At 67.5% G+C, this 24,953-nt stretch carries 26 protein-coding genes; 10 read left to right on the top strand and 16 right to left on the bottom strand.

Annotated features, from left to right (window positions below; genetic code table 11):
- The first annotated feature begins 51 nt into the window (after window positions 1-51).
- The 4 genes from K6L26_RS02370 (at window position 52) to K6L26_RS02385 (ending at window position 3,873) form a co-directional block, all read left to right on the top strand.
- Window positions 52-1,188 (top strand): ABC transporter substrate-binding protein, encoded by a 1,137-nt coding sequence (locus K6L26_RS02370; protein WP_019347881.1) that lies wholly within the window; start codon window positions 52-54, stop codon window positions 1,186-1,188.
- 8 nt (window positions 1,189-1,196) lie between these two features.
- Window positions 1,197-2,051 carry an ABC transporter permease gene (locus tag K6L26_RS02375; RefSeq protein ID WP_043370316.1) on the top strand — a complete coding sequence of 285 codons (855 nt, stop codon included), beginning with the start codon at window positions 1,197-1,199 and terminating at the stop codon, window positions 2,049-2,051.
- A gap of 80 nt (window positions 2,052-2,131) precedes the next feature.
- Entirely contained in the window at window positions 2,132-2,836 is a 705-nt protein-coding gene (locus K6L26_RS02380) for an ABC transporter permease (RefSeq protein WP_245008786.1), read from the top strand.
- Complete coding sequence (locus tag K6L26_RS02385) at window positions 2,833-3,873, top strand: ABC transporter ATP-binding protein (protein WP_019347884.1); 1,041 nt, start codon at window positions 2,833-2,835, stop codon at window positions 3,871-3,873. The genes K6L26_RS02380 and K6L26_RS02385 overlap by 4 nt, the downstream gene beginning before the upstream one ends.
- A gap of 115 nt (window positions 3,874-3,988) precedes the next feature.
- Here the strand turns inward: K6L26_RS02385 and K6L26_RS02390 are convergent, their stop codons facing one another.
- From K6L26_RS02390 to K6L26_RS02400, 3 genes are read right to left on the bottom strand one after another with little or no spacing between them, the layout of a single operon-like run.
- Window positions 3,989-4,558 (bottom strand): orotate phosphoribosyltransferase, encoded by a 570-nt coding sequence (locus K6L26_RS02390; protein ID WP_019347885.1) that lies wholly within the window; start codon window positions 4,556-4,558, stop codon window positions 3,989-3,991.
- A gap of 35 nt (window positions 4,559-4,593) precedes the next feature.
- Complete coding sequence (locus K6L26_RS02395; protein ID WP_036390897.1) at window positions 4,594-5,391, bottom strand: HugZ family pyridoxamine 5'-phosphate oxidase; 798 nt, start codon at window positions 5,389-5,391, stop codon at window positions 4,594-4,596.
- Between the two features lie 57 nt (window positions 5,392-5,448).
- Window positions 5,449-5,838: a hypothetical protein gene (locus K6L26_RS02400; RefSeq protein WP_036392606.1), complete on the bottom strand. Its 390-nt coding sequence runs from the start codon at window positions 5,836-5,838 to the stop codon at window positions 5,449-5,451.
- Between the two features lie 297 nt (window positions 5,839-6,135).
- Here K6L26_RS02400 and treS point away from each other — a divergent pair, with 297 nt between their 5' ends.
- From treS to K6L26_RS02415, 3 genes are read left to right on the top strand one after another with little or no spacing between them, the layout of a single operon-like run.
- Entirely contained in the window at window positions 6,136-7,896 is a 1,761-nt protein-coding gene (treS, locus tag K6L26_RS02405) for a maltose alpha-D-glucosyltransferase (protein ID WP_019347888.1), read from the top strand.
- Window positions 7,893-9,215 carry a maltokinase N-terminal cap-like domain-containing protein gene (locus K6L26_RS02410; RefSeq protein ID WP_047036972.1) on the top strand — a complete coding sequence of 441 codons (1,323 nt, stop codon included), beginning with the start codon at window positions 7,893-7,895 and terminating at the stop codon, window positions 9,213-9,215. The genes treS and K6L26_RS02410 overlap by 4 nt, the downstream gene beginning before the upstream one ends.
- A 13-nt stretch (window positions 9,216-9,228) precedes the next feature.
- Window positions 9,229-10,713 carry an MFS transporter gene (locus K6L26_RS02415; protein ID WP_221852551.1) on the top strand — a complete coding sequence of 495 codons (1,485 nt, stop codon included), beginning with the start codon at window positions 9,229-9,231 and terminating at the stop codon, window positions 10,711-10,713.
- On the opposite strand, the gene K6L26_RS02420 is transcribed toward K6L26_RS02415, so the two are convergent.
- The 6 genes from K6L26_RS02420 to glgX all read right to left on the bottom strand — a co-directional run bounded on the left by K6L26_RS02420 (window position 10,663) and on the right by glgX (window position 17,464).
- A complete protein-coding gene (locus tag K6L26_RS02420; protein ID WP_221852553.1) occupies window positions 10,663-11,763 on the bottom strand; it encodes an acyl-CoA dehydrogenase family protein in 1,101 nt (366 codons plus the stop codon). The two genes, K6L26_RS02415 and K6L26_RS02420, sit on opposite strands and share 51 nt — an antisense overlap.
- 8 nt (window positions 11,764-11,771) lie before the next feature.
- Entirely contained in the window at window positions 11,772-12,929 is a 1,158-nt protein-coding gene (locus tag K6L26_RS02425) for an acyl-CoA dehydrogenase family protein (RefSeq protein WP_019347892.1), read from the bottom strand.
- A 34-nt stretch (window positions 12,930-12,963) separates the two neighbouring features.
- Window positions 12,964-13,716, bottom strand: coding sequence for an ABC transporter permease (locus K6L26_RS02430; RefSeq protein ID WP_047036967.1), 753 nt, complete (start codon window positions 13,714-13,716; stop codon window positions 12,964-12,966).
- Window positions 13,717-13,759: 43 nt separating this feature from the next.
- The gene (locus tag K6L26_RS02435; RefSeq protein ID WP_221852557.1) at window positions 13,760-14,587 is read right to left on the bottom strand and encodes an ATP-binding cassette domain-containing protein; all 828 of its coding nucleotides are present in this window, start codon (window positions 14,585-14,587) and stop codon (window positions 13,760-13,762) included.
- Window positions 14,584-15,045 (bottom strand): MarR family winged helix-turn-helix transcriptional regulator, encoded by a 462-nt coding sequence (locus K6L26_RS02440; RefSeq protein ID WP_019347895.1) that lies wholly within the window; start codon window positions 15,043-15,045, stop codon window positions 14,584-14,586. The genes K6L26_RS02435 and K6L26_RS02440 overlap by 4 nt, the downstream gene beginning before the upstream one ends.
- Window positions 15,046-15,346: 301 nt before the next feature.
- Entirely contained in the window at window positions 15,347-17,464 is a 2,118-nt protein-coding gene (glgX, locus tag K6L26_RS02445; protein ID WP_036392608.1) for a glycogen debranching protein GlgX, read from the bottom strand.
- A 70-nt stretch (window positions 17,465-17,534) separates the two neighbouring features.
- Between glgX and K6L26_RS02450 the strand changes: the two genes are divergently transcribed.
- Window positions 17,535-18,350, top strand: a complete 816-nt coding sequence (locus K6L26_RS02450) for an enoyl-CoA hydratase/isomerase family protein (protein ID WP_221852559.1) — start codon at window positions 17,535-17,537, stop codon at window positions 18,348-18,350.
- Here the strand turns inward: K6L26_RS02450 and K6L26_RS02455 are convergent.
- The 7 genes from K6L26_RS02455 to K6L26_RS02485 all read right to left on the bottom strand — a co-directional run bounded on the left by K6L26_RS02455 (window position 18,343) and on the right by K6L26_RS02485 (window position 23,839).
- Window positions 18,343-18,903: an isochorismatase family protein gene (locus K6L26_RS02455; protein ID WP_019344406.1), complete on the bottom strand. Its 561-nt coding sequence runs from the start codon at window positions 18,901-18,903 to the stop codon at window positions 18,343-18,345. The genes K6L26_RS02450 and K6L26_RS02455 overlap by 8 nt on opposite strands.
- Window positions 18,904-18,913: 10 nt before the next feature.
- Entirely contained in the window at window positions 18,914-20,197 is a 1,284-nt protein-coding gene (locus K6L26_RS02460; protein WP_048896349.1) for a hypothetical protein, read from the bottom strand.
- A complete protein-coding gene (locus K6L26_RS02465; protein ID WP_019344808.1) occupies window positions 20,194-20,634 on the bottom strand; it encodes a hypothetical protein in 441 nt (146 codons plus the stop codon). Before K6L26_RS02465 ends, K6L26_RS02460 begins: the two co-directional genes overlap by 4 nt.
- Window positions 20,631-20,801, bottom strand: coding sequence for a hypothetical protein (locus K6L26_RS02470; protein WP_019344809.1), 171 nt, complete (start codon window positions 20,799-20,801; stop codon window positions 20,631-20,633). Before K6L26_RS02470 ends, K6L26_RS02465 begins: the two co-directional genes overlap by 4 nt.
- Window positions 20,798-22,627, bottom strand: coding sequence for a hypothetical protein (locus K6L26_RS02475; RefSeq protein ID WP_221852561.1), 1,830 nt, complete (start codon window positions 22,625-22,627; stop codon window positions 20,798-20,800). The genes K6L26_RS02470 and K6L26_RS02475 overlap by 4 nt, the downstream gene beginning before the upstream one ends.
- Window positions 22,628-22,717: 90 nt before the next feature.
- Window positions 22,718-23,512: a DUF427 domain-containing protein gene (locus K6L26_RS02480; protein WP_221852562.1), complete on the bottom strand. Its 795-nt coding sequence runs from the start codon at window positions 23,510-23,512 to the stop codon at window positions 22,718-22,720.
- A gap of 36 nt (window positions 23,513-23,548) precedes the next feature.
- On the bottom strand, window positions 23,549-23,839 hold the full coding sequence (locus K6L26_RS02485; protein ID WP_234709373.1) for a hypothetical protein: 291 nt from the start codon (window positions 23,837-23,839) through the stop codon (window positions 23,549-23,551).
- Window positions 23,840-23,916: 77 nt separating this feature from the next.
- On the opposite strand from K6L26_RS02485, the gene K6L26_RS02490 reads away from it, so the two are divergent.
- Both K6L26_RS02490 and K6L26_RS02495 read left to right on the top strand, forming a co-directional pair.
- Window positions 23,917-24,480, top strand: coding sequence for a hypothetical protein (locus K6L26_RS02490; RefSeq protein WP_085140769.1), 564 nt, complete (start codon window positions 23,917-23,919; stop codon window positions 24,478-24,480).
- Window positions 24,455-24,910, top strand: a complete 456-nt coding sequence (locus tag K6L26_RS02495; RefSeq protein WP_221852564.1) for a PPOX class F420-dependent oxidoreductase — start codon at window positions 24,455-24,457, stop codon at window positions 24,908-24,910. Before K6L26_RS02490 ends, K6L26_RS02495 begins: the two co-directional genes overlap by 26 nt.
- Window positions 24,911-24,953: the final 43 nt, after the last annotated feature.

The following is a 24,953-nucleotide window of genomic DNA, read 5'->3' on the forward strand; positions in this document are numbered from 1 at the left end:
CGCGATAGGGTGCCGGTGCGCGCGCTCGCCGACCATCGGAGGACATGGCAAATGATCGCATCCCGGATCGCGACGGTATCCGCCCTCGCCGCGTCGACGCTCGTCGCGCTGGGGCTGGCGGCGTGCGCGCCGCCGCAGAAGGACACCGCAGGCGGCAAGACCGATACCGGGGTCAAGGTCGCCGAGGCGCGCTCGGCCCAGGATTTCGGCGGGATGGACAAGCTCGTCGAAGCGGCCAAGGCCGAAGGCGAACTGAATGTGATTGCGCTGCCCCCGGATTGGGCCAATTACGGCGCCATCATCAAGGCGTTCTCCGACAAATACGGCATCAAGGTGAACTCGGCACAGCCAGACGGGTCCAGCCAGGAAGAGATCAACGCGGCCAACCAGCAGAAGGGCAAGAGCACCGCACCCGACGTGTTCGACCTCGGACAATCGGTAGCGCTGGCGAATACGTCGATGTTCGCGCCCTACAAGGTGGCCACGTTCGACGACATCCCGGACAAGCTCAAGGACCCCGACGGCACCTGGGTCAACGACTACGGCGGCTTCATGTCCATCGGGTTCGACTCGACGAAGGTGCCAGCGGTGACCTCCGTCGAGGACCTGCTCAAGCCCGAGTACCACGGCAAGGTCGCGCTCAACGGTGACCCGACCCAGGCCGGTGCCGCCTTCGCCGGCGTGTTGATGGCGGCGGTGGCGCAGGGCGGGTCAGCCGACGACATCGCGCCCGGCGTCGCCTTCTTCGCAAAGCTCAACGAGGCGGGCAACTTCCTGCCGCTGGACCCGACGCCGGCCACGATCGAATCGGGGCAGACCCCGGTGGTGATCGACTGGAACTACCTCAACGGCACCGAGAGTCAGAAGGTCCCGGGCTGGCAGGTGATCGTCCCGCACGAGGCGCTGGTCGCCGGCTACTACTACCAGGCCATCAACAAGGATGCCCCGCATCCGGCGGCGGCCCGGCTGTGGCAGGAGTTCCTGTTCAGTGACGAGGGGCAGAACCTGTACGCCAAGGGCGGGGTCCGCCCGGTGCGCGCCGACAAGATGATCCTGGCCGGCACCGCCGACCGTGCGGCGTTCGGTCAGCTGCCGCCGATCGACGGTCCGGTGACGGTCGCGAGCCAGGCCCAAACCGACACGGCCAACAAGTATCTGGCCGATAACTGGGCCAAGGCGATCGGCTGAGGTCGTCCATGCCGGGTAGTACGAGGCGGATGCGCGACGCCCTGCCATTGCTGCCGTTCGTGGCGGTGGTGACGGTGTTCCTGATCGTGCCGACCGTGACCGTGATCGTCATGGCGTTCTTCGCCGACGGGTCGTTCTCCCTTGACCGCATCGCCGCGCTGTTCTCCGGCACCGCGCTGACCGCGCTGGCGAAAAGCATTGCGCTGTCTGCGAGTACCGCACTGATCGGGGCGGTACTGGGTGCGGTGCTGGCGTGGTTGATCGTCAGCAGCCCGCCGGCGTCCATGCTGCGGCGGGCGGTCCTGGCACTGTGCAGCGTGCTCGCCCAGTTCGGCGGGGTGGCACTGGCGTTCGCATTCCTGGCCACGATCGGGCTCAACGGGGTGCTGACCTTGTGGGTCAGGGAGAATCTCGGCTGGGATCTGGCCGGCTCCGGCTGGCTGTACGGCCTGCCCGGGCTGATCCTGGTGTACAGCTACTTTCAGATCCCGCTGATGGTGATCGTCTTCCTGCCGGCCCTGGAGGGCCTGCGCGAGCAGTGGCGCGAGGCCGCGGTGAGCCTCGGCGCCTCACAATGGCAATACCTGCGGGAGGTCGCGGTGCCGTTGCTGAGCCCGGCGTTCCTCGGCTCGATGCTGCTGTTGTTCGCCAACGCTTTCGCCGCGTATGCCACAGCGGCCGCACTGGTCAGCCAGGGCAGCCCGATCGTTCCGCTGTTGATCCGGGCCGCCCTGACCAGCGAGGTCGTGCTGGGCCAGTCCGGATTCGCCTACGCGCTGGCGTTGGAGATGATCGTGGTGGTGGCCGCGGTGATGTTCGCCTACAACGCGCTGGTGCGCCGGACCGCGAGGTGGCTCAAGTGAGTCGGAGATGGCCGCGGTCGGCTTCGAGGTGGGCGCTGTGGGTGCTGTTCGGTCTGTTCTTCCTGTTTCCCCTGTACGCGATGGCGGACTTCTCCACCCGCAATCTGATCGCCGGCGGCCGCACCGGTGCGGCATGGCGCAACCTGGTGACCGACGACGACCTCTACCACGCGATCGTGGTGTCCTTGCTGCTCGCGGTGTTCACCGTCATCGCCATGCTCGTCCTGTTGGTGCCCACGATGATCTGGGTGCGCATGCGGGCCCGGTGGGCCGGGCGGTTCGTCGAGTTTCTCTGCCTGTTGCCGCTGATCATCCCGGCCCTGGTGATCGTGGTGGGCCTGCGCAACGTCTACCTGTGGGTCACCTACCTTCTCGGCGAGTCGGCGCTCACCTTGACGTTCGTGTACGTGGTGCTGGTGTTGCCGTTCGCGTACCGGGCCATCGATTCCGCGCTGGCCGCCATCGACCTGCAGACGTTGTCGGAGGCGGCCCGGTCGCTGGGCGCCGGGTGGGTGTCGACGATCAGCCGGGTGATCGTGCCCAATATCTGGTCGGGAATCCTGTCGGCGGCGTTCATCTCGATCGCCGTGGTGCTCGGTGAGTACACCGTCGCCTCGCTGAGCGGGTTTGAGACCCTGCCGGTTCAGATCGTCGCGATAGGCAAGGTCGACGGGCCGACATCGGTGGCCGCCTCGCTGGCCACCCTGGTGCTCGGATTCGCGTTGTTGTTGATACTGGCGGCCTTCACCCGGGGCCGCCGCAGAAGGTCAGGAGTCCTGCAGTGAGCGTCGGCGCCGGTGTGCGGGTTGAACTTCGCGACCTCACGCGCACTTATGGCAACGTCAACGCGCTCGACGGGCTGAGCCTGTCCATCGCACCGGGGGAGCTGGTCGCCCTGCTGGGACCCTCGGGGTGTGGCAAGACCACGGCGCTGCGCATCCTGGCCGGGCTGGAGGAGGCCACCGCGGGCACCGTGCTGGTCGGCGGGCGGGATATCAGTGCGGTGCCGGCCAACAAACGCGACATGGGCATGGTGTTCCAGGCCTACAGCCTGTTCCCGCACCTGACCGTGCTGGACAACGTCGCCTTCGGTCTGAAGATGCGCGGAAAATCCAAGCGGGACAGGCTGTTCCAAGCGGCGGACATGCTCGATCTGGTGGGCCTGGCCGCGCATCGCGGCAAGTACGCCAGCGAATTGTCCGGCGGTGAGCAGCAGCGGGTGGCGCTGGCCCGGGCCCTGGCGATCGAGCCGAGGGTGCTGCTGCTCGACGAGCCGCTGTCGGCACTCGACGCCAAGGTGCGCTCGCAATTGCGGGACGAGATCCGCCGGGTACAGCTCGAAGTCGGGATCACGACGCTGTTCGTCACCCACGATCAGGAGGAGGCGTTGGCCGTTGCGGACCGGGTCGGGGTGATGAGCCACGGCAAACTCGAGCAGCTCGCCACTCCGGCCGAGCTCTATGCCCGGCCGTCGACTCCGTTCGTCGCCGAGTTCGTGGGTTTGCACAACAAGGTGCGGGCGCGGGTATCCGGTGGCCGGGCCAGACTGCTGGGTGCCGAGTTGCCGACGCTGCCCGGCTCGATCACCTCGGGGGCCGGCACCGCGATGCTGCGACCGGAAGCGATCCGGGTGCGTGCCGATCCCGACGGGCCGGCGGTGGTGGAATCGGTGGCCTTCCTGGGGCCGACGTCGCACGTCTACCTGAGCCTGCCGGATGGCTCGCTGATCCACGCCCAGCTGCCCAGCTCGCGGGCGCGTGCGTTCGCCCCCGGTGTGGTGGTGAGCCTCGCGCTGGAGCGGGCTCCGGTGCTGGTGGTCTAGCGCGTCTCGCCGAGGCTCGTCGCTTTCTACCGGAGGGCGGTGCTTCTTGCGGAGCCGCAGCCGTCGCGTGGAAAACGGCGGAGGAAAGGCCGGAGGTCGGCCCTAGACGTCGGCCCTAGACGTCTTTGACCGGTTCGATGCCGAGATCGCGGTAGGTGACCAGCGCCGCGAACGGTACGCCGCGTTTGGCGAACCGCCCGGTCGCGATGTCGCCGCGGTCGACCATCGGGATGACGCCCGTGACGACGGCACCGACGGAGGTGACACGCTCATAGGCGATCTCGGTGGAGCCGCCGGTGCTGATCACGTCGTCGACGAGCAGCACGCGGGTGCCGGGTTCGAGCCGGGTGCCCTCGATCCACTGTTCGCGGCCGCGGGACTTCTGTTCCTTGCGCACCGAGAACCAGGCCTTACCGGTCACCATCGCCACACCGTGTGCCAGCGGATCGGCGCCCATGGTCAGGCCGCCGACGGCGTCGAACTCGATGCCGCGCGACGCGGCCAGGTCGGCGACCGCGCGGCTGACGATCGCCATCCGCTCGCCGGTGTCGATGGCAAACTTGCCGTCGATGTAGTCGTGGCTGAGCTGCCCGGAGGCCAGCCGGAACGGTTCCTCGCGGTGTTCGTAGCCGCGGGTGCGGATCAGGTCGAAGGCGGCTTGCCAGGTTTCCGGGCGCTCGGGCATACCCGGAATCGTATTGCACCGCCGTCGACGCGGTCTCAGCCCTGCCTGGCGCGCTGGGCCAACTCGACTGTGGCCGCCCGCAACTCGCCGTACGAGCTGATCGGCGTGGCGTAGCCGACCCGGGTGTAGGCCATGCCGCGCTCGGAGGTGACCCGCAGATCCAGGCCGTACCGGTCGGCGCCGGTGCACACCGCCGCGGTGGTGTCGGGGTAGCCGCCGAGGGTGCGGGCCATGTCGGCCAGCGAATCGGCGTGGTCGGCGTTGAGATGGGCGATCGCGCCCGCGGCCTGTGGCGATACCGGATCGGGTTCGGCCTCCGCGTAGGCCTGCCCGGTGGTCGAGTCCATCCGGCCGTACCCGCCGACCCAGCGCACTCGCCGGACGCGCAGCACCCACAGCGAGAAGTCGCTGAAGTCGATGTAATAGCGGGCGGAGGCGACTCCGTCCAGATGGGCCTGGCGCGCCGCGTCCAGTTCCTCACCCGCGGGCCGCTCGGCGATCCCGGCCAACGTGATGCGACTGCTCGCCAACGGATCCGACCCGGCGTCGGGGGCGACGATCGAGATGCTGGCCCGCGGATCGCCGGTGAGATTGCGGCCGTGCTCGGCCATGTTCGACACACAGAGCACCGGCGCCCCGGCCAGCAGGCCGTAGGTGACGAAGGACGCCCACGGGTCGCCATCGGCGGTGAGGGTGGCCAGCGTGCCGGCGTTCGTGGACGCCGCGACGGTGCGGGCTTCCTCGGCCGCAGACGGACGTGCCCCCTCGATTACCTCCGTCAACGGGGGAGGAACCGAAGGGGCATCACCAGGGTCACCATGATCGCGGGTCACGCAGCGACCCTACCGTCGACACATCAGGCGGCTCAGCCACTCGATGTGTCGGGCGGCTCAGCCGCCGAGAGCGGCGATCAGGTCCTTGATCTGAGCGGTTTCGGACTCGGTCGCGGGCTCTTCGGCCTCGACGGCCTCGATGAGGTCCTTGCGCAGGCCGACGCCGTTGGCGGCTTCCTGGGTGGACAGCTTCGCGCGGCCGCGGGCCACGTAGAGACGCTGACCGAGCGTGGCGGCAGGCCCCTCGGCCGCCGCCGTCATCAGCTCGTCGTAGCGGTGCCGCACACCGCTCAGCGCGACGATGACCGACGGAGTGACGCGGCTGCGGCCCGCCGCCTCCGACAGCGACGTCTGCAGCTTGCGCAGACCGCTGAGAACGACCGCGACGCGGTCGCCGTACTCGGGGTCGCCGACCGGCGGTAGCGCGTCGATCGCTGCGATGTACATGTGCATCGCCGCATCAGACAGTCCAACGATTACTGGTGCTTCACCGTCATTTGGTGCGGACTCACCCACAGGCCATCCCTCGTCGAATGTTCGTGATCGCCGGCCCATAGCCGACGAGGAGATCAAATGCGGGAAAAACGTAACCCGTCGCCGTCTCTTATTCAACCGTTAGTTTTTCCGCAAACACCTGCGCCCGGGCGAATCACGTTGCTGCAGGATCATTTCGGGCCGGCACCGTGCGGCAGCCGTTCGTAGCGGGTGTCGGGACAGGCGGGAGTGGGTACGTTGGAAAGCTGTATGGACAACGCTGCGGACAACCAATCACTGGTCGAGCATCCGACCGCGGATGACTTCGGCCACGCCAGAACCCTGCCGACCGACCGGGACTGGTTCAAGCGGGCGGTGTTCTACGAGGTTCTGGTCCGCGCCTTCTACGACTCCAATGCCGACGGCGTCGGGGATCTGAAGGGGCTTACCCAACAGCTCGACTACCTGAAATGGCTGGGCGTGGACTGCCTGTGGCTGCCGCCCTTCTACGATTCGCCGCTGCGCGACGGCGGCTACGACATCCGGGACTTCTACAAGGTGCTCCCGGAATTCGGCACCGTGGAGGACTTCGTCGCGCTGCTCGACGGAGCCCATCGCAGAGGCATCCGCGTCATCACCGATCTGGTGATGAACCACACCTCCGATTCCCACGCGTGGTTCCAGGAGTCGCGGCACAACCCCGACGGCCCGTACGGAGACTTCTACGTCTGGAGTGACACCAGCGACCGCTACGCCGACGCGCGCATCATCTTCGTCGACACGGAGGAGTCGAACTGGACGTTCGATCCGGTGCGTCGCCAGTTCTATTGGCATCGGTTCTTCAGCCACCAGCCCGACCTGAACTACGACAACCCCGCGGTGCAGGAAGCGATGATCGACGTCCTGCGGTTCTGGCTGGACCTGGGTATCGACGGATTCCGGTTGGACGCGGTGCCGTACCTGTTCGAGCGGGAAGGCACCAACTGCGAGAACCTGCCCGAGACGCACGCCTTCCTCAAGCGCTGCCGCAAGGTGGTCGACGACGAATACCCCGGCCGGGTGCTGCTGGCCGAGGCCAATCAGTGGCCCGCCGATGTCGTGGAGTACTTCGGGGACCCGGCCACCGGTGGCGACGAATGCCACATGGCTTTCCACTTCCCCTTGATGCCACGCATTTTCATGGCGGTGCGCCGGGAGTCGCGGTTCCCGATCTCGGAGATCCTGGCGCAGACGCCTGCCATTCCGGACATGGCGCACTGGGCGATCTTCCTGCGCAACCACGATGAGCTGACGCTGGAGATGGTCACCGACGACGAGCGCGACTACATGTACGCCGAATACGCCAAAGACCCGCGGATGAAGGCCAATGTCGGCATCCGCCGCCGGCTGGCCCCGTTGTTGGAGAACGACCGCAACCAGATCGAGCTGTTCACCGCCCTGCTGCTGTCGCTGCCGGGGTCACCGATGCTCTACTACGGCGACGAGATCGGCATGGGCGACATCATCTGGCTGGGCGACCGCGACAGCGTACGTACCCCGATGCAGTGGACCCCCGACCGCAACACCGGGTTCTCCAAGGCCAACCCCGGCCGGCTCTACCTGCCGCCGAACCAGGACGCGGTGTACGGATACCAATCGGTGAATGTCGAAGCCCAGCGCGACAGTTCGACGTCGCTGCTGAACTGGACCCGCAGCATGTTGGCGATCCGGGGCCGCCATGAGGCGTTCGCGGTCGGGACGTTCCGTGAGCTCGGCGGTTCCAACCCGTCGGTGCTGGCCTACGTCCGTCAGATCGACGAGGAGCCCGGTGTCGAGGGTGACGCCATCCTGTGCGTCAACAACTTGTCGCGGTTCCCGCAGCCCATCGAGCTGAACTTGCAGGAGTGGAACGGGTATACGCCCGTCGAGATGTCGGGCTACGTGGAGTTTCCCAGCATCGGGCAGTTGCCCTACCTGCTTACCCTTCCGGGGCACGGGTTCTACTGGTTCCAGCTCCGCAAGCCCGAGCAAGACCCTGGAGTGCAGCAATGAGTGTCGAATTCGGTGACTGGCTTGCTCAGCAACGGTGGTATGCCGGCCGTGGCCGTGAGTTGGTTTCCGCAACACCGGGTTTGGTGGTATCGCTCGATACTGATCTGGACCTCACGTTGCTGAAGGTGTCCTACGCCGACGGGACCGTCCAGCGATACCAGGTGCTGGTGAAGTGGGACGCCGAGCCGATCGACGAGTACAGCGCGGTGGCCACCATCGGTAGCGGCGACGGGCGGACCGCCTATGACGCTCTCTATGACCAGGATGCCGCGCGGTACCTGCTGCAGATGATCGACCGTTCTGCCGAGGTGGACGGGCTGCGGTGCGGCAAGGAACCCGATGCCGTGCTGCCGCTGGACGCCGCGCCACGGGTCTCGGGGGCCGAGCAGAGCAACACCAGTGTGGTGTTCGGACAGGAGGCGGTGCTCAAGGTGTTCCGCCGGATCACCCCCGGCGTCAATCCCGACATCGAACTCAACCGCGTGCTGGCCAGGGCCGGCAACCCGCACGTCGCCGCGCTGCTCGGCTCGATGGAGATCGACTGGGGCGGTGAGACTTTCGCGCTGGGCATGGTGACCGAGTTCGCAGCCAACTCCGCCGAGGGCTGGGATATGGCCAACACCAGCACCCGCGATCTGTTCGCCGAGGGTGACCTCTACGCCGACGAGGTGGGCGGGGACTTCGCCGCCGAGTCCCACCGGCTCGGAGAAGCGGTGGCCTCGGTGCATGCCTGCCTGGCCGAGGAGCTCGGCACCGGGTCGGTGCCGTTCCCGGCCGAGCTCATGTCGGCTCGACTGGCCACCGCCGCGGAGGCGGTACCCGAACTGCGCCAATATGTTTCGTTGATCGAGGAGCGGTACCGCAAGCTGGCCGACGAGCCGATGAGCGTGCAGCGGGTCCACGGCGATCTCCATCTGGGCCAGGTGTTGCGAACCCCGGAGCGGTGGCTGTTGATCGACTTCGAAGGGGAGCCCGGTCAGCCGCTGCAGTTGCGCCGCAGCCCGGATTCTCCGATGCGTGACGTCGCGGGCATGGTGCGGTCGTTCGAGTACGCGGCGTACGCGCGCCTGGTGGATCTGGCAGGCGACGATGACCGGGCCAGGCAACTGGGCGCCAGGGCCAGGGAATGGGCCGACCGCAACAGCACGGCGTTCTGCGACGGCTACGCCGAGGTGTCCGGCGTCGATCCGCGTGAGCACGCCGAACTACTGGCCGCCTATGAGCTGGACAAGGCGGTGTACGAGGCGGCCTACGAGGCGCGCTACCGGCCGAGCTGGTTACCTGTCCCGCTGGCTTCGGTGGCGCGCCTGATCGGCTGATATCTTCTTTAGCATGCCTAATCAGCCCCCGCGCCGATCGGCGTCGGGTGGGCTGCTGATCGCGGTGCTCGCCGCGGCGGGCATCAGCGTCTCCCTCATGCAGACCCTGATCATCCCGCTCATCCCGCAGCTGCCGGCGCTGCTCGGCACCAGCGCGGCCAACGCGTCCTGGGCGATCACCGCGACCCTGCTGACCGGCGCCGTGGCCACCCCGATGCTGGGTCGGCTCGGCGACATGTACGGCCCCAAACGGATCCTGGTGCTGTGCGCGACGCTGCTGTTCATCGGCTCGCTCGTCGCCGCGACGACCACCTCACTGATCCCGCTGGTGATCGGACGCGGCCTCCAGGGATTCGGCGCGCCGGTCATCCCGCTGGGCATCAGCGTGCTGCGCACCGCCCTGCCCGCCGAGCGGGTGGGCTCGGCGATGGGTCTGATGAGTGCCTCGCTGGGCGTCGGTGGCGCGCTCGGCCTGCCCCTGTCCGCGGTGATCGCCGAGCACTTCAACTGGCATGCCCTGTTCTGGTGCTCGGCATTTCTCGGCCTGGCGTCCGGCATTCTCTTCGTCCTGCTGGTGCCCGACCTGGAACCGGTGTCCGCTGATCACCGCTTCGATCCGATCGGCGCCCTCACGCTGGGGATCGGGCTGGTGATGCTGTTGCTGCCGATCTCCAAGGGCGGCATGTGGGGCTGGGGCAGCGGCACCACGCTGGGGCTGTTCGCCGGTGCGGCAGTGGTTTTCGGCGTGTTCACCTGGTGGCAGTACCGGGTGCCCGCACCGATCGTCGACATGCGCACCACCCTGAAACGGCCGGTGCTGCTGACGAACCTGGCGTCCATCGCGGTGGGTTTCGGCATGTTCGCGTTGTCGCTCGTCGGCCCGCAACTGCTGGAGATGCCCCGGGAAACGGGATTCGGGCTGGGGCAGAGCATGATCGCCACGGGCCTGTGGATGGCGCCCGGCGGGCTGGCGATGATGGCCGCCGCACCGTTGGCCGCCCGCGTGGTGGCCGCGCGCGGGCCGAAGATCGTGCTGGTGATCGGCAGCGTGATCATCGCCGCGGGCTACCTGGCCGGCATCGTCCTGCTCGGTACGCCGATCGGGGTGATGGTGCTGTGCCTGATCGTCAGCTTCGGGGTCGGGTTCGCCTTCGCGGCGCTTCCGGCCCTGATCAACGCCGCCGTGCCGGTGTCGGAAACCGCGTCCGCCAACAGCATCAACTCGCTGGCCCGCTCGCTGGGTACCTCGACGTCGAGTGCGGTGATGACCGCGGTGCTGGCTCAGATGACCATCAATGTGGCCGGGCACGCGTTGCCGTCCTTGGACGGCTTCCGGGTCGCGCTGTTGATCGCGGCCGCCGCAGCCGCGGGCGCTGCCCTGGTCGCGATGGCGATACCGAGAGGGCCCCGGCCGATTGAACCAGCCGAGGCCCCCGCGGAACTGGGGTCAGAGCGTGGCGATCTCGTAGCTGTCGAGCTGGCCGACCAGCGTCCGTAGCTGATCGGCCGACGAGCCCAGGGTGTGCTCGATCGCGGTCAGCCGGGCGGCGTAGTGCCCGATGGGGTACTCCGCGGTGACACCGATACCGCCGTGCAGTTGGATCGACTCCTGCGCGATGTGCCGGCCCGAACGCCCGATCTGCAGCTTGGCGCGGGCCGCGATCACCGGGTCGAGTTCACCGTCGGCGATCGACATCGCGGCATAGTTGCCCATGCTGCGCGCCAGCTCCAGCGACATGTACATGTCGGCGGCACGCTGGGTCAGGGTCTGGAACTTGCTCAGCGTCACCCCGAATTGCTTGCGCTGCTTGAGGTAATCGGTGGTCAGCCGCAGCGACTCGTCCATCGCGCCGACGGCCTCGGCGCACAGGCCCGCCGAGATCCGCACCAGCGCATTGGTGATGGCCCCGGAAGCGTCGACTGCCTCGCCGAGGGGTTCGGCGGGCGTGGCGTCCAGGGTCACCTGGGCACCGCGCTGGCCGTCGAAGGTGCGGTAGCCCGCTCGGCTCACGTCGGCGGCGTCGACCAGGAACAGTCCGGTGCCGCCGTCGGGCAATGCCGCGCTGACGATCAACGTGTCGGCGACATCGCCGGCCAGCACCGGGTTCTTGGTGCCGCTCAGGGTCCAGCCGTCACCGCTGCGCGTCGCGGTGGTGCTCACCCCGGCCGTCCCGCGGTTGCCCGGCTCTGCGTGCGCGAAGGCCAGGATCCGCTCGCCGGAGGCGACTTCGTCGAGAAGGGCGCGCTGAGCGTCGGTGCCGACCTCGGCGATGATGGCGCCCGGGCCGATCGCTCCGTGCAGCACCGGCTCGGGTGCCAGCCGGCGGCCGAGCTCGTTCAGCACCACCATGATCTCGATCTGGCCGCCGGAATCCTCGTCGAACCCGAGGCCCAGCACGCCGACCTCGGCGAGCTGGCCCCAGATCTGGCGGTCGAATCCGGGCTCGGCCTCGACCACCTTGTTGCGCTTCTCGGTGTCGTAGCCGCTCAACAGGTCACGGGTGGTGTCGGCCAGCAGGGTCTGTTCGTCAGTCAGCTGAAAATCCATGGCTCAACTCACAATCCGAGAATGGTGGACGCGATGATGGTGCGCTGCACCTCGTTGCTACCGCCGTAGATCGAGGTCTTGCGGTAGTTGAGGTAGTGCGGGGCGGCGTGCTGTGCCCAGTCCGGTGAGGCGATGTCGCCGGCCTCATACGGCAGCGAGTCGGCGCCGGCCACCTCGACCAGCAGCTCGGTGGCGGTCTGCTGCAGCTGGCTGCCGCGCAGCTTCAGCACCGACGAGGCCGGGCTGGGCTTGCCGTCGGCCGAATCGGAGGTGACCCGCATCTGGGTGAGTTCCAATGCCAGCACGTCGTTCTCGGCTTCGGCCAGACGCGCGGCGAACAGCGGGTCGGCCAGCAGCCCGTTGGCCGCGGCGCGTTCCTTCACCTCGGCCAGCCGCACCTTGGTCCGGGCCACCTGGGCGATGCCGGTGCGCTCGTTGCCGAGCAGGAACTTCGCGTAGGTCCAGCCCTGGTTCTCCTCGCCGACGAGCTGGTCGGCGGGCACCCGGACGTCCTCGAAGAACACCTCGTTGACCTCGTAGCTGCCGTCGATCAGCTTGATCGGGCGCAGCGTGACGCCGGGGGTGTTCATCTCGAACAGCAGGAACGAGATGCCGGCCTGCTTCTTCGGGGCCTGCGGGTCGGTGCGGACCAGGCAGAAGATCCAGTCCGCGTGCTGACCCAGCGTGGTCCAGGTCTTCTGTCCGTTGACCACGTAGCTGTCGCCGTCGCGCACCGCGGTGGTACGGAGCGACGCCAGGTCGGAGCCGGCCTCGGGCTCGGAGAAGCCCTGGCACCACCAGATGTCGAGCGCCGCGGTCGGCGGCAGGAAACGCTCCTTGATCTCCTGCGATCCGAACTCGGCGATCACCGGTCCGACCATGCGGGCATTGAAGGTCAGCGGCTCGGGGACGCTGGCCAGCTGCATCTCGTCGAGCCAGATCTGATGCTGGTTGGGCGTCCAGTCCTTGCCGCCCCACTCGACGGGCCAGTTGGGCACCGCGAGTCCGTGCTCGTGCAGGATCTTGTGCGCTGTGACGATGCCTTCTTTGCCGATCGGCAGCCCCAGCCGGTTTCGTTCGCGAAGCTCGGCGGGAATCTTCGTGGTGTAGAAGGTGCGGAGTTCGTCGCGGAAGGCGGCTTCCTCCGGGGTGAGGGCTAGCTGCATGACTGCACACTAACCCAGCGGTTGGTTGGGGCCGCTAACGGACCAGTCGACGCAGTAGCAACGAGGCCACGGCCACTCCGAGCACGGCCGCGCCAACCAGCACGCTGATGTCGAGCGCCCAGTTGGTCGGGGTGCCGATCAACAGCCCCCGCAACGCGTTGACCTCGTAGCTGAGCGGGTTGACGGTGGACAGCCAGCGCAGCCACGTCGGCATGATCTCGACCGGATAGAGCGCGTTGGACGCGAAGAACAGCGGCATCGTGATGGCCTGGCCGATGCCCATCAGCCGATCCCGTTTGCGCACCAGCCCGGCCAGCGTCATCGACAGGCAGGCGAAGAACGCCGCGCCGAGGGCCACCACGGCCATAGCGGCCAGGATGCGCAACGGATTGACCGTCATCGCGATGCCCATCAGATACGCCAGCACCACCACGCCCAGTACCTGAACCACCGAGCGGACCCCGGCCGCGAACGCCTTGCCCGCCACCAGTGCCGAGGCCGGGGCCGGGGTCACCATGAGCTTGGCCAGGATGCCGGCGTCGCGGTCCCAGATGATCTGGATGCCGTAGAAGATCGAGATGAAAAGGGCAGATTGCGCGATGATGCCCGGCGCCAGAAATGCCAAGTAGGGCACACCACCGGTGTCGACGACATGCAGCCGGCTGAAAGTCTGGCCGAAGATCAGCAGCCACAGCGCCGGCTGCACCATCCGGGTGAACAGCTCGGTGCGGTCGTGGCGCAGCTTCTGCAGTTCGACGAGCGCGAAGGCCGACATCCGCCGGCCCATGGCGCGGACTCGTCGCACTCCGCGCGGGGCCAGGACCAGGGCCTCAGCTGACACGGCGGGCCGTCCTCCGGGTCGCGCGCACTTCACGCATACCGCCGGGCTGCTGCCCGTCGTCGGTCAGATCGGAACCGGCGTAATGCCGGAAGACGTCCTCCAGCGTGGCGTCCTGGGCATCGGTGGCGCGTACTACGCGCTCCTTCAATTCGGCGGGGGTCCCGAGCGCCTGCAACCGGCCGTGGTGCATCAGGGCCACCCGGTCGCACAGCGCGTCGGCCTCGCCCATGTAGTGCGTGGTGAGCAGCACCGTCATGCCGAACTCGGTCTGCATCCGGCCGACCTGCGTCCACACGCTGTCACGGGCGATGGGATCCAGCCCTACCGTGGGCTCGTCGAGGATCAGCAGCTGCGGACGGTTGACCAGGGCCTGGGCCAGCTCCAGGCGGCGCACCATGCCGCCGGAATAGGTCCCGGCCACAGCGTCGGCGACATCGAGCAGCTGCATGGACTCCAGCGCCTGGGTCACCCGCTCTCGGCGTTCGGCGCGGGGCACGTCGTACAGGCGCGCGAACAACTCGACGTTCTGCCGTCCGGTCAGCGCCGCCTCGATCGAGAGTTGTTGTGGCACATAGCCGATATTGTGGCGAATGTCCATGGTGCGCCGGCCGGCGTCGAGGCCGAAGATCCGCACCTCGCCCTGCTGTACCGGGGTGAGAGTGGTGAGCACCCGCACCGCCGTGGTCTTGCCTGCGCCGTTCGGGCCGAGCAGTCCCAAGGTCTCACCGCGGTAAACCTGCAGAGTCAGATCGTCGACCGCGGTGAACGCGCCGTAGCGGTGGGTCAGGTGCCTGCAGTCGATGGCCGGCGTGGTCACTGTCGGTCCTCTTCGCGCTCGTGCAGCAGCCGGGTGAGTTCGGTCATCACATCCAATCCGTTTGCCAGGTCTGCGATCTGGGTGTCCTTGAGCTGGGCCAGTGCGCCCGCCAGGGCGGCCCGGCGGGCGGCCCGCGACTCGTCGGCGATCGCCTGCGCGGACGGCGTGAGCCTCAGGCGCACCACGCGGCGGTCAGCGGGGTCGGTGGTTCTGGTCAGCATTCCGTCGGCGACCAGTCGGGACACCAGCGTGGAGGCGGTGTTGGGCACCAGGCTGAGCTCGGCGGCCGACTCCCGTACCGAGATGTCCGGGCGGCGGCCGACCAGGCGCAGCAGTTCACCCTGGGACTGGGTCAACCCCGTGGCATCGAATCCCCCGCCGGTGGACCGGCGCAGCTGCCGACGGAACCGGCCCACGACCGTGAACAGCTCGCTGACGAGATCGCCGTATTCCGCCATGTCCCGAAGATACCTCTGTGACAGAGGTATCTAAAAGGGGGCGGCGCCAGGTGAACATCGAATGAACCAATCGGTGGAGTGTGGAGGCCGCTGCGGCAAACCCGGCAATAGGCCGCAGCCGTGGTCGCAGGGTAGTTGCCGCCGCTCTTCGGCTCGTACCCCCCAGCCCGCCCGGCCGGTGACATCGAAACAAGCGCTCAATGTCTACTTAGGCGACCACGGCTGCTACATGTTCAAGTTACCAGACTTCCTGGTTAGGACAGGGGGATCCGACTGATGAGCAACCTCTTTGAATTGACGTTCAATCTGATTCCGACTGCAGTATCAAGACCGCGCGGGCATCGACTTTCACCGCGCTGCCGGCCGCGACCGCCTCGCGTGTGGAGTTTGCCGACGTGCTGATCGCAGGAACCCATCGAGCGGCGAATTGTTCCGGTGGTAAAACAAACTCGATCGGTTCGTAGTGTGCGTTGAAGCACAACACGAACGAGTCGTCCACCACGCGCTGGCCCCGCACGTCGGGGTCGGCGATGCCCTCCCCGTTCAGGTACATCGCCACCGACTTGGCGTACCCGGTCTCCCAATCCTCGGCCGTCATGTCCGAACCGTCGGGCGCGAACCAGGCGATGTCGGGCAACCCCTCACTACCCGCCTCGCGTACCGGCCGGCCGTCGAAGAACCTGCGGCGCCGGAACACCGGGTGTGCCGAACGCAGCGCCGACACCGACCGCGTGAACTCGAGCAGATCGGAATCTGCGCTGGCCCAATCGATCCAGGAGATCTCGTTATCCTGGCAGTAGACGTTGTTGTTGCCGCTCTGACTGCGGCCGAGCTCGTCACCGTGCGAGAGCATCGGAACCCCTTGGGAGAGCAGCAGAGTGGCCAGGAAGTTGCGCTGCTGTTGGGCGCGCAGCGTGTTGACCGCCGGATCGTCGGACGGACCCTCGGCGCCGCAGTTCCAGGACTTGTTGTTGCTCTCCCCGTCCCGGTTGTCCTCGCCGTTGGCCTCGTTGTGTTTCTCGTTGTAGGACACCAGGTCTCGAAGCGTGAAACCGTCATGGGCGGTGACGAAGTTGATCGAGGCGAACGGGCGGCGGCCGGTCTGCTCGTAGAGATCGGCCGAGCCGGTCAGCCGGTAGGCGAACTCGTCCAGCGTCGCCGGCTCACCACGCCAGTAGTCGCGAACGGTGTCGCGGAACTTGCCGTTCCATTCCGTCCACTGCGGCGGGAAGTTACCCACCTGGTAGCCGCCCGGGCCGACATCCCACGGCTCGGCGATCAGCTTGACCTGGCTGACGACCGGATCCTGTTGCACCAGTTCGAAAAACGCGCTCAGCCGATCCACGTCGTAGAACTCGCGGGCCAGCGTGGCGGCCAGATCGAAGCGGAATCCGTCGACATGCATCTCGGTGACCCAGTACCGCAGCGAGTCCATGATCAGCTGCAGCGCATGCGGGTGGCCGACATTGAGGCTGTTGCCGGTACCGGTGTAATCCATGTAGTACTGCAAGTCGTCGTCGACCAGCCGGTAATAGGCGGCGTTGTCGATGCCGCGCATGGACAGCGTCGGCCCCAGGTGGTTGCCCTCGGCCGTGTGGTTGTAGACGACGTCCAGGATCACCTCGATGCCGTTGGCGTGCAATTCCCGCACCATGGCCTTGAATTCCTGGACGTGGCCGCCCGGGGTGCCCGCGGAACTGTAGCGCGGGTCCGGGGCCAGGAACCCGATCGTGTTGTAACCCCAGTAATTCGACAAACCCTTCTCGACCAGGGTCGAGTCATCGACGAAGTGATGCACCGGCATCAACTCGATGGCGTTGACGCCCAGGGCTTTCAGGTGCTCGATGATCACGGGGTGGGCGACGCCGGCGTAGGTTCCGCGCAGTTGCTCGGGAATATCCGGGTGGGTCTGGGTCAGCCCCTTGACGTGGGCCTCGTAGATGACGGTGTCGGCGTACTCATGGCTGGGCGGATGATCGACGCCCCAGTCGAAGTACGGGTTGATCACCACGGCCTTCGGCATGCTGGCCGCTGAATCGTCGTCGTTGCGGGTCGCGGGATCGTCGAAGTTGTACGAGAACAGCGGTTGACCCCAGTCAAAGGTGCCCTCGATGGCTTTGGCGTAGGGATCCAGCACCAGCTTGTTCGGATTGCAGCGGTGCCCGGACGCGGGATCGTACGGGCCGTGCACCCGATAGCCGTAGCGCTGGCCCGGCTCGACCCCAGGAACGAAACCGTGCCAGACAAATCCGTCGACCTCGGGCAGTGTCACCCGGGTTTCGTGCAACGTCCCGGATTCGTCGGGATCGAACAGGCACAGTTCGACGCTCTCGGCCACCTCACTGAACAACGCGAAGTTGGTGCCCGAGCCGTCGTACGTCGCACCCAGTGGGTAGGCCTTACCGCGCCACGTCTCCAGAGTCACACATTCGACCTTACGGCTCCCGCGCAGCCGTGGCCGGGCGAATGTGCGGCGGTACCTTACAGCGGTGACCATTCGCCCTGAGCTTCCGCGGTATCGGACCCTGCGGGTCACTCTGGACGGCTCCGTGGCGACCGTCACGATGAACCGCCCCGAGCACCGCAATGCCTTCGGCGGCGGCATGCGCGAAGAGTTGGCCGACGCCTACCTGCGCTGCGACGCCGACGACGCGATCCGCGTGATCGTGTTGACCGGGACTCCGCCCGCGTTCTGCGCCGGTGCGGATCTGGGAGCGGGGGAGCAGACCTTCACCGGGCCCGGTGCGGAGTTCAGCGCTGCGGGCCTGGCCGTGCCGGCCTGGACCCTCGGAAAACCTGTCATCGCCGCGGTCAACGGACACGCCGTCGGCATCGGCCTGACCCTTGCCCTGCAATGCGACATCCGGGTCTTCGCCGCGGACGCGCGCTACGGCGTCGTGCAGGTCCGGCGCGGCATGGTGGGTGACGCCTACTCGCACTGGGTCCTGCCCCGGCTCGTCGGCCTGGCCAACGCCGCCGAGATCCTGCTGACCGGAGCCACATTCGACGGGCACCGCGCCGTCGAACTCGGCCTGGGCAGCCGGGTGCTGCCGGCCGAGCAGGTGCTGCCCGCCGCACTGGAACTGGCCCGAGACATCGCGACCAACACCGCGCCGATGTCGGTCGCGGCCAGCAAGCGGCTGCTCTGGGACTCCTATGACCTGGACCGAGCCGGCGTCGGCGCCAGAGAGACCGAGATCCACCTACGCCTGATGGCGCACGACGACGCGCGTGAGGGGGTGCGCGCCTACCTTGAGCGGCGCGACCCGCGGTGGACCGGACGGCCCGTGGACCCGACTAGCTGATCTGTACCCCGGCGTCGCGGAGCTGATCGATTGCCGCCGTTGTGCTCTCCGGTGCCACGCCGGCGGTCAGACCGGTCAGCACGCGGGTGCGCAGCCCGGCCTTGACCGCATCGGCGGCGGTGGCCGCGACGCAGTAGTCGGTGGCGATACCGACCACGTCGACCGCCTCGACACCCCGGCGGGCCAGCCAGTCCGCGAGCGTCGTACCGGAGTCGTCGACACCCTCGAACCCGCTGTAGGCCGCGCAATGTTGGCCCTTGGTGAACACCGCCTCGACCGCGGCCGGATCGAAATCGGGATGAAATGCCGCTCCCGGGGTACCGGCCACGCAGTGCCGCGGCCAGGACGTCCGGTAGTCGGGGGTGTCGGAGAAGTGCTCACCCGGGTCGATGTGGAAATCCTTGGTGGCCACCACATGGTCGTACCCGTGGTCGGTGGCCAGCAGTGCGGTGATGTCGCGCGCGACGGCCGCCCCGCCGGCCACCGCCAGCGAGCCGCCCTCACAGAAATCGTTCTGCACGTCGACGACGATGAGTGCGCGAGACGGGTGCATGGTCCCGACGCTACCCGCCGAACAGCAGGTACAACCCGGTGAAGGTGTATCCGACCATCACCAGCATCGTCGCGAGCTGGCCGGTGAGCTGATGCCGTTTCGGCAGTAGGCGCAGTGCCCGGTCGTGCGCTGCGATCACCCCGGCAACGTGGCCGGCCAGCACGAACCCCACCTTCAGGGTTGCCAGCAGTGTCGGGTGGGCCGACAGAAAATAGCTGACCTGCACGTCGTGGAGCCCGAACAGCAGGATCACCGCCTGCTGGCCACGCTCCACCAGATAGGACAGGTAGTGCGCGAACACGTAGCCGACCACGATCGGGACCAGGGAATGGCCCATCAGCCCGGGCAGTTCGCGCCGCAGCCGGCGGTCGACCCCGCCGGTGGCGCGGGTGGCCGCCCAGAACGTGACGGCCACCGTGGTGGCGAACACCAGCAGTCCGGCGGTACGGATCAGGCTGGCGCCCAACGGAGATCCCGAATGTGCGTCGACGAAGTTGCGCCACTGGGGCATCGCCGAAAAGCTGTCGAATGCGGTGGAGCCCAGCAGCACGGCCAGCACCGCGACCAGCCCCGGCCGCACCGGCAGTGACGGCAGATGATCGAACGGGTTGCCCAGCACCATCCGCCCGTCGTGGCGACGCAGCGGCGAGAGCTTGGACGCCACCGTGCTGTACACCTCGAACGGGTCGGCGCTCTCCAGCCAGCGCGGGCCGCAGAACACGGCGCCGGTGAGCGTCAGCACCAGATAGATCAGCAGCCAGTTACCAATGGCCGCAACCGATCCCGGGTCGGGGCTGGCCAGCTCCAGCCACACGAAGGCGAACAGCCCGACGGCCGCGGGCCAATAGCCGATGCGCTCCGGATAGCTGCGGGCAGCAGCCGGCAGAAACCGGCACACCGCGCGCACCGGTGAGATCAGTCGCCACACCGGGCCCAACAGCACCGAGGCCGCGACCAGGCCCACCCACAACAGGACGTAGAAGACGGTGGGCAGGGGATTGAGGGCGGCCGGCCGGGTCAAGGCCGTGTACGCCACCCACCCGGTCAGGGCCAGCGAGAGCAGGCCGATACCCCAACGGGTCACGGCCGAGTCCAGCGTTGTCGTCACCCACGACGGCAGTGGCCGACCCGGCTTGTCCGGATCGAACCGGGGCTGCCGCCAGGCCAGTGCCACCACCGCGAAGGTGAACGTCAGTGTCCACGCCGCGCCGATCAGCGCGTAGGTGTAGGGAATCGGGAGATCCGTCGAACCGCCCAGACCGTGGGCCAGCAGCGCGGTCGACGCGGGCGTCACTGTTGCACTTGCACGCTGGCGATCGTGCGGTTCAGCTGATGCAGCTCGATGTCGACGGTGCCGGGCACGTCGACGGTGAACTGAAACTGCTGGCCGTTGCGCGGCTCGATCTTGAAGCTGTGCTCGGGATTGGAGTGCACGTGCAGCTCGTCGGCGGCATCGCTGTTCACCCGCACCACGATCGGCTCCCCGACCTTGCCCTGCAGCGGCTTGTTGGTCGGCGTCACCTGACCGCCCTTGATCGTGACGTCGATCAGCAGCCGGGTCGGCGCCTGCTGCTGGTTGGTCATGTCCGACGGATTGACTGTGGTCGCCGACGGAGTGGCCGAACCGGCTGAGCCGTCGGTCTTCTGAGACTCGCCGGAACCGCCACAACCCGCCGTCAGCACGGCGAGGGCGGACGTCAGGGCGATGACACTGCTTTTGAGGTTGATCACGGTGGACCATCTTCGCTTGAGGACTCGATACCGTCATCTCGAACATCGTCTTGAGGCCCGCGGCGCCGATCCCGCATGGCCACGTACACCACCACCCCCACCACGACGACCGCCGGAGCAAAGGCAGGCAACGCCAGCAGCAACGTGTGGTCGGCCTGATACGTCATGTCAGCCCGGCGGGTTCGCGGCCCGACGCCAGTTCGCGGGCATTGATCCGGCCCGCACCCCAGGTCAGCCCGGCGATGAGGATCAGCGTGCACACCAGCACCACCAGCGAAGCCACGCTGTAGAGCCACGATGGGTGATCGAGGTTGCGTTCGCGCTGCAGGATCGTGATCTCCTGCACGAACTCCCGGTCACTGGAGGCCAGCGCCGGCGTTTCGGCGGCGCCGATGCCCGGGTCGGCGGGCAGGAAGATCGGCACCCCGGCCATGGTGGTTCCGTCCTGGACGCGCAGGAGCGTTTTCCAGCTGCCCGACACCGGGATGGGCTGCGTCGAGCGGTAGTGGCCCGGACCGACCTTCTCCAACCGGTCGATGACCAACCCGCGATGGTTGGCCAGGCCGCCCTGCCAGGCCAGGATCGACACCCACTCCGGGTCGTCACCGACCAGGTCGCCCGGGGTGATCCGGACGTCGGCGGACGCCATGCGGTGTCCGTTGTCTGCCTGCAGGTCTGTCAAAGTGATGGCGGCGCTGGCATTTTCCGGAACTTCGGTGCGCAACCCGTTGGTCACCGCGCCGCCGATCACCAGGACGGTGACCACCACGATGGAGATTCCGGCCGCGGGCCGGGGCAGCGGTTGTCCGGTGAGCACAAGGGCCAGCAGCGCGCCGCACAGGCCCATCGCGACGGCCACCGGGATCGCCATTGCCAGCGCCTCACCCCACATGCTGGTCGGCCACGGGTAGTGATACACCGCGCCGACCCACAACGATTCCAGCCACAGGCCAGCGGTGCCCACACCCAATCCACCTACCGCACCAAACAGGATGGGGCGCTTGACGAGTGGGGTCAGCGCGATGAGTTCGACCACCAGTGCCGGACCGAGGTAGAGCGCGAACCAACTCGTCGGCGCCCCGAGAACCGGGCCGACGACGAAGGCCACGGCCCCGCGCAAGGCGATGGCGAACCCGGCAGCGATCAGTGCGGCGCCGGGCCCCAGGACCAGACGGGCAGCGACGGCCGCGAACGCCGCGGCTGCCGCGATCATCATCGGTTGCAGCACGAGGCGGAACTGCTCGACGCCGAAGTCGTATTCGATCTGGAACACCGAGAGCCCGATGAACAGGCCGCCGAACGACAGGAAGTAGAGAAACTTGTTGAACTTGCTGTCCTCGGCCAAGCCCTCGGGACCCATCGCGACCCGGCCTTCGTGCTCCAGCAACAGCACGGCGATCAGGGACAGGCCGGCTCCGCCGATCAGCATCAAATGGGTTGGGCCCCACAGCGTGACGTCCTGACCGAAGATGCGGTGCCAGATATCGTCGAGCGGAAAGCCGATCAGGGCGTACAGCCCGCACAACGCCATCAGCACCCCGCCCACCGGCGCGTACCAGGTGCGGGTGATCCGGATGGCGGCCGGACCCGGCTTGTCGTAGGGCAGCACGATGGCCATCGAGCCGGCGATGAACAACAGGAACAACCCGATCAGGATGAAGTAGTGCGCGGGGTTGGCCAGCGGGCCGGCGTCACGTCCCTTGCCGATGTGCAGGCTGACGTCCCAGATGAACCCGAACAGGGCGCAGATGATGGTCGCGGTGAACAGGAACACCTGCAGCGCGACCCACGGTGGGCGGTGGAATTTACGGCCCAGCCATTCGGCGAAATCGTTCAGCCACGTGATGCGCCGGGCGCGGTGCAGGTAGCCGATCCACAGCAGTGCCACGGTGACGATCAGGGCGACCACCGACATCCCGATCACCTGATCGAGTGCGGCACCACCGCCTTCGGTCCCGGCGGCGGCGGTGAACCTGACATCCGATGAGCCCATCACGACCTCCGGTCAGCCGACTGTGGTGTCGGTGACTGATGTTGCCAGAACTGGCATGGTCAAAACAGACGTTCGGTCAGCCCCGCGCTGTCAGCTCCATGCCGTCCGGGGTCGCGCCATGCGGTCGCCGTCGACGAATACGTCGACCCGCTCGTCGAAAAAGCAGATGTGGTCGCGGACGGGCACCGCGTCGATCAGCGGCTCGTGATACGACCAGGCCAGGTCGGCGGGCCCGCCGGGCGGCGAATAGTAGGTGGCCCGGCCCTTGTACGCACAGTAGGTGACGGTGTCGCTGACCTCGAGGGCGGCGGCCACGTCTGCGCGGGGAAGGTAGTGACGGGTAGGCAACCCGGTCTCGAATAACAGCATGGCACTGCGGGATTCGGCCAATACCCGCCCGTCGAGCTCGATGCGGACCGGCCGCCGGCTGCGGCGGACGTCGATCCGGTGGAACGGATCGTGGGGGTGCGCGACGATCGGCTCGTCCTCTTCGCGCCATTCGAACGTCGCGAAGTCCAGGATCAGATAATCGGCCAGCTCCGGGTCGGCCGGCTGAAACGCCGCGGCCGCACCGGTTTCCTCGCCGGCGATGACGTCGAACGCCGTCCCCGCACAGGTATGTGCGGTGAACGGCACCGGCGGGTCAAGGAAACCGGGGATCTCGTCGTCGCCGACCTCCCCGCCGGCCGGTACAAGCTGCGCCGTCAACGCCTTACGCGGTACCGCGTACGTCGGCACCACCCGCCGCGGCTCCCAGATCAGGACCGCTTCGCGGGTATCGGCCACCGGCTCGCCGCCCAGGCACACCCGAATTCGCTTGGCAGTGGGTTGGTATCGCAGGGCACCCAGCGCGCTGCCCAGCAGCTCCTCCATTTTCACTGCCATGCCGTCATTATCGACGCCGACGGCACCCGCTGTCTGCTACTTGACGTCGACGTAAACCGTCCGCCGGGTCACAGCGCTCAGGGTGTCGGTGCGGCTGAAGTTGGGTCCCGGTCGTACGGCGACCACCGATGCCTCCTCCAACGGCGAGGAACCGATACGGTTGACGATGACCGTGTAGCCCTGGGACTCAAGCTGTCTGATGGTCTGCTCGGCATTGCTGGGGCCGTTGGGTGCGGCCGCCGCCGGCCCGGCCGATCCGACGATGGCTGCCACTGCGACGCCCACCGCCGCGGCGACGATCCGAGACCTTCCGAATGTGTTTCGCACGGGACTGCCCTCTTCCACGCTTTTGGTTACGCTGCCAGATACCGGTAAAAACCAGCAGCTCAGGCGCTTTAGTTCCGATGGCAGAAATTGATCGCTTCCTGGCGGCCCTAGGGCTGCGGCAGCGCGACGGGATCACGTGTGGCCCCACGGTCGCCGTGGTGGCCGGCGCCATGTTGGATCACGATTACCGCGCCGAGTTGCTGCATCCGGACGGCGCGGCGTGGTTCGCCGCCGAGCAGGGCCGAATACACGCCGCGGTCAACCGGATTTGGCCGCGCCGGCTCGGAACCACCCCGGCGGGCATGGTCCGAGCACTGAACGTCCACGGTGCGAAGCGGTCGGTGCGATACCGGTGGCGACTTTTCGGCGGCAGCCGAGACTCGCTGTCGGACGTGCTCGGCGCCGTCGCCCGGGGCCGGCCGGTTCCGATGCTGATCGGTGAGCGGGGCATCCCGCGGCATTGGGTGTTGCTCGTCGGCGCCGCCGAGCAGGCGCTGGAGTGCTACGAGCCGTCATCGGGGCGGGTGCTGCCGGTCGATCTCGCGGCCCTGCGGGGCGCCAGGCTGACCGGGCTGGGTTTCCCGCGGCCCTTCGCATTTGTCCTACCGTCGGACCATGGCCCGAAAATATGCGACCGCTGACCGAGTGGACATCGACGAACTCCTGGATTTCGTGCGACCGCGACACCAAATGGTGCTGACCACGTTCCGGGTCGACGGCTCGTTGCAGACCTCGCCGGTGACGGGAGGGGTGGACGACGAGGGCCGGATCGTGATCGCCAGCTATCCGCAGCGGGCGAAGGCGGCCAACCTGCGGCGCACGCCGCGGGCCAGCGTGACGGTGCTGTCCGAAGAGTTCAACGGGCCGTACGTGCAAGTCGACGGCGATGCCGAGGTGATCGGCCTGCCGGATGCGGTCGAGCCGCTGGTCGACTACTTCCGCGCGGTGGCCGGCGAACACCCCGATTGGGATGAATACCGGCAAGCGATGGTCGAGCAGGGCAAATGCCTGATCCGGATCACACCGACCCGGTGGGGTCCCGTGGCGACGGGCGGCTTCCCCCCGGCCTGAGCGCGGGCCGACGCGTTGCGTTGGCTAGCAGGTCAAACTATAG

The organism is Mycobacterium farcinogenes, assembly GCF_019739075.1.
Lineage (GTDB): Bacteria > Actinomycetota > Actinomycetes > Mycobacteriales > Mycobacteriaceae > Mycobacterium > Mycobacterium senegalense.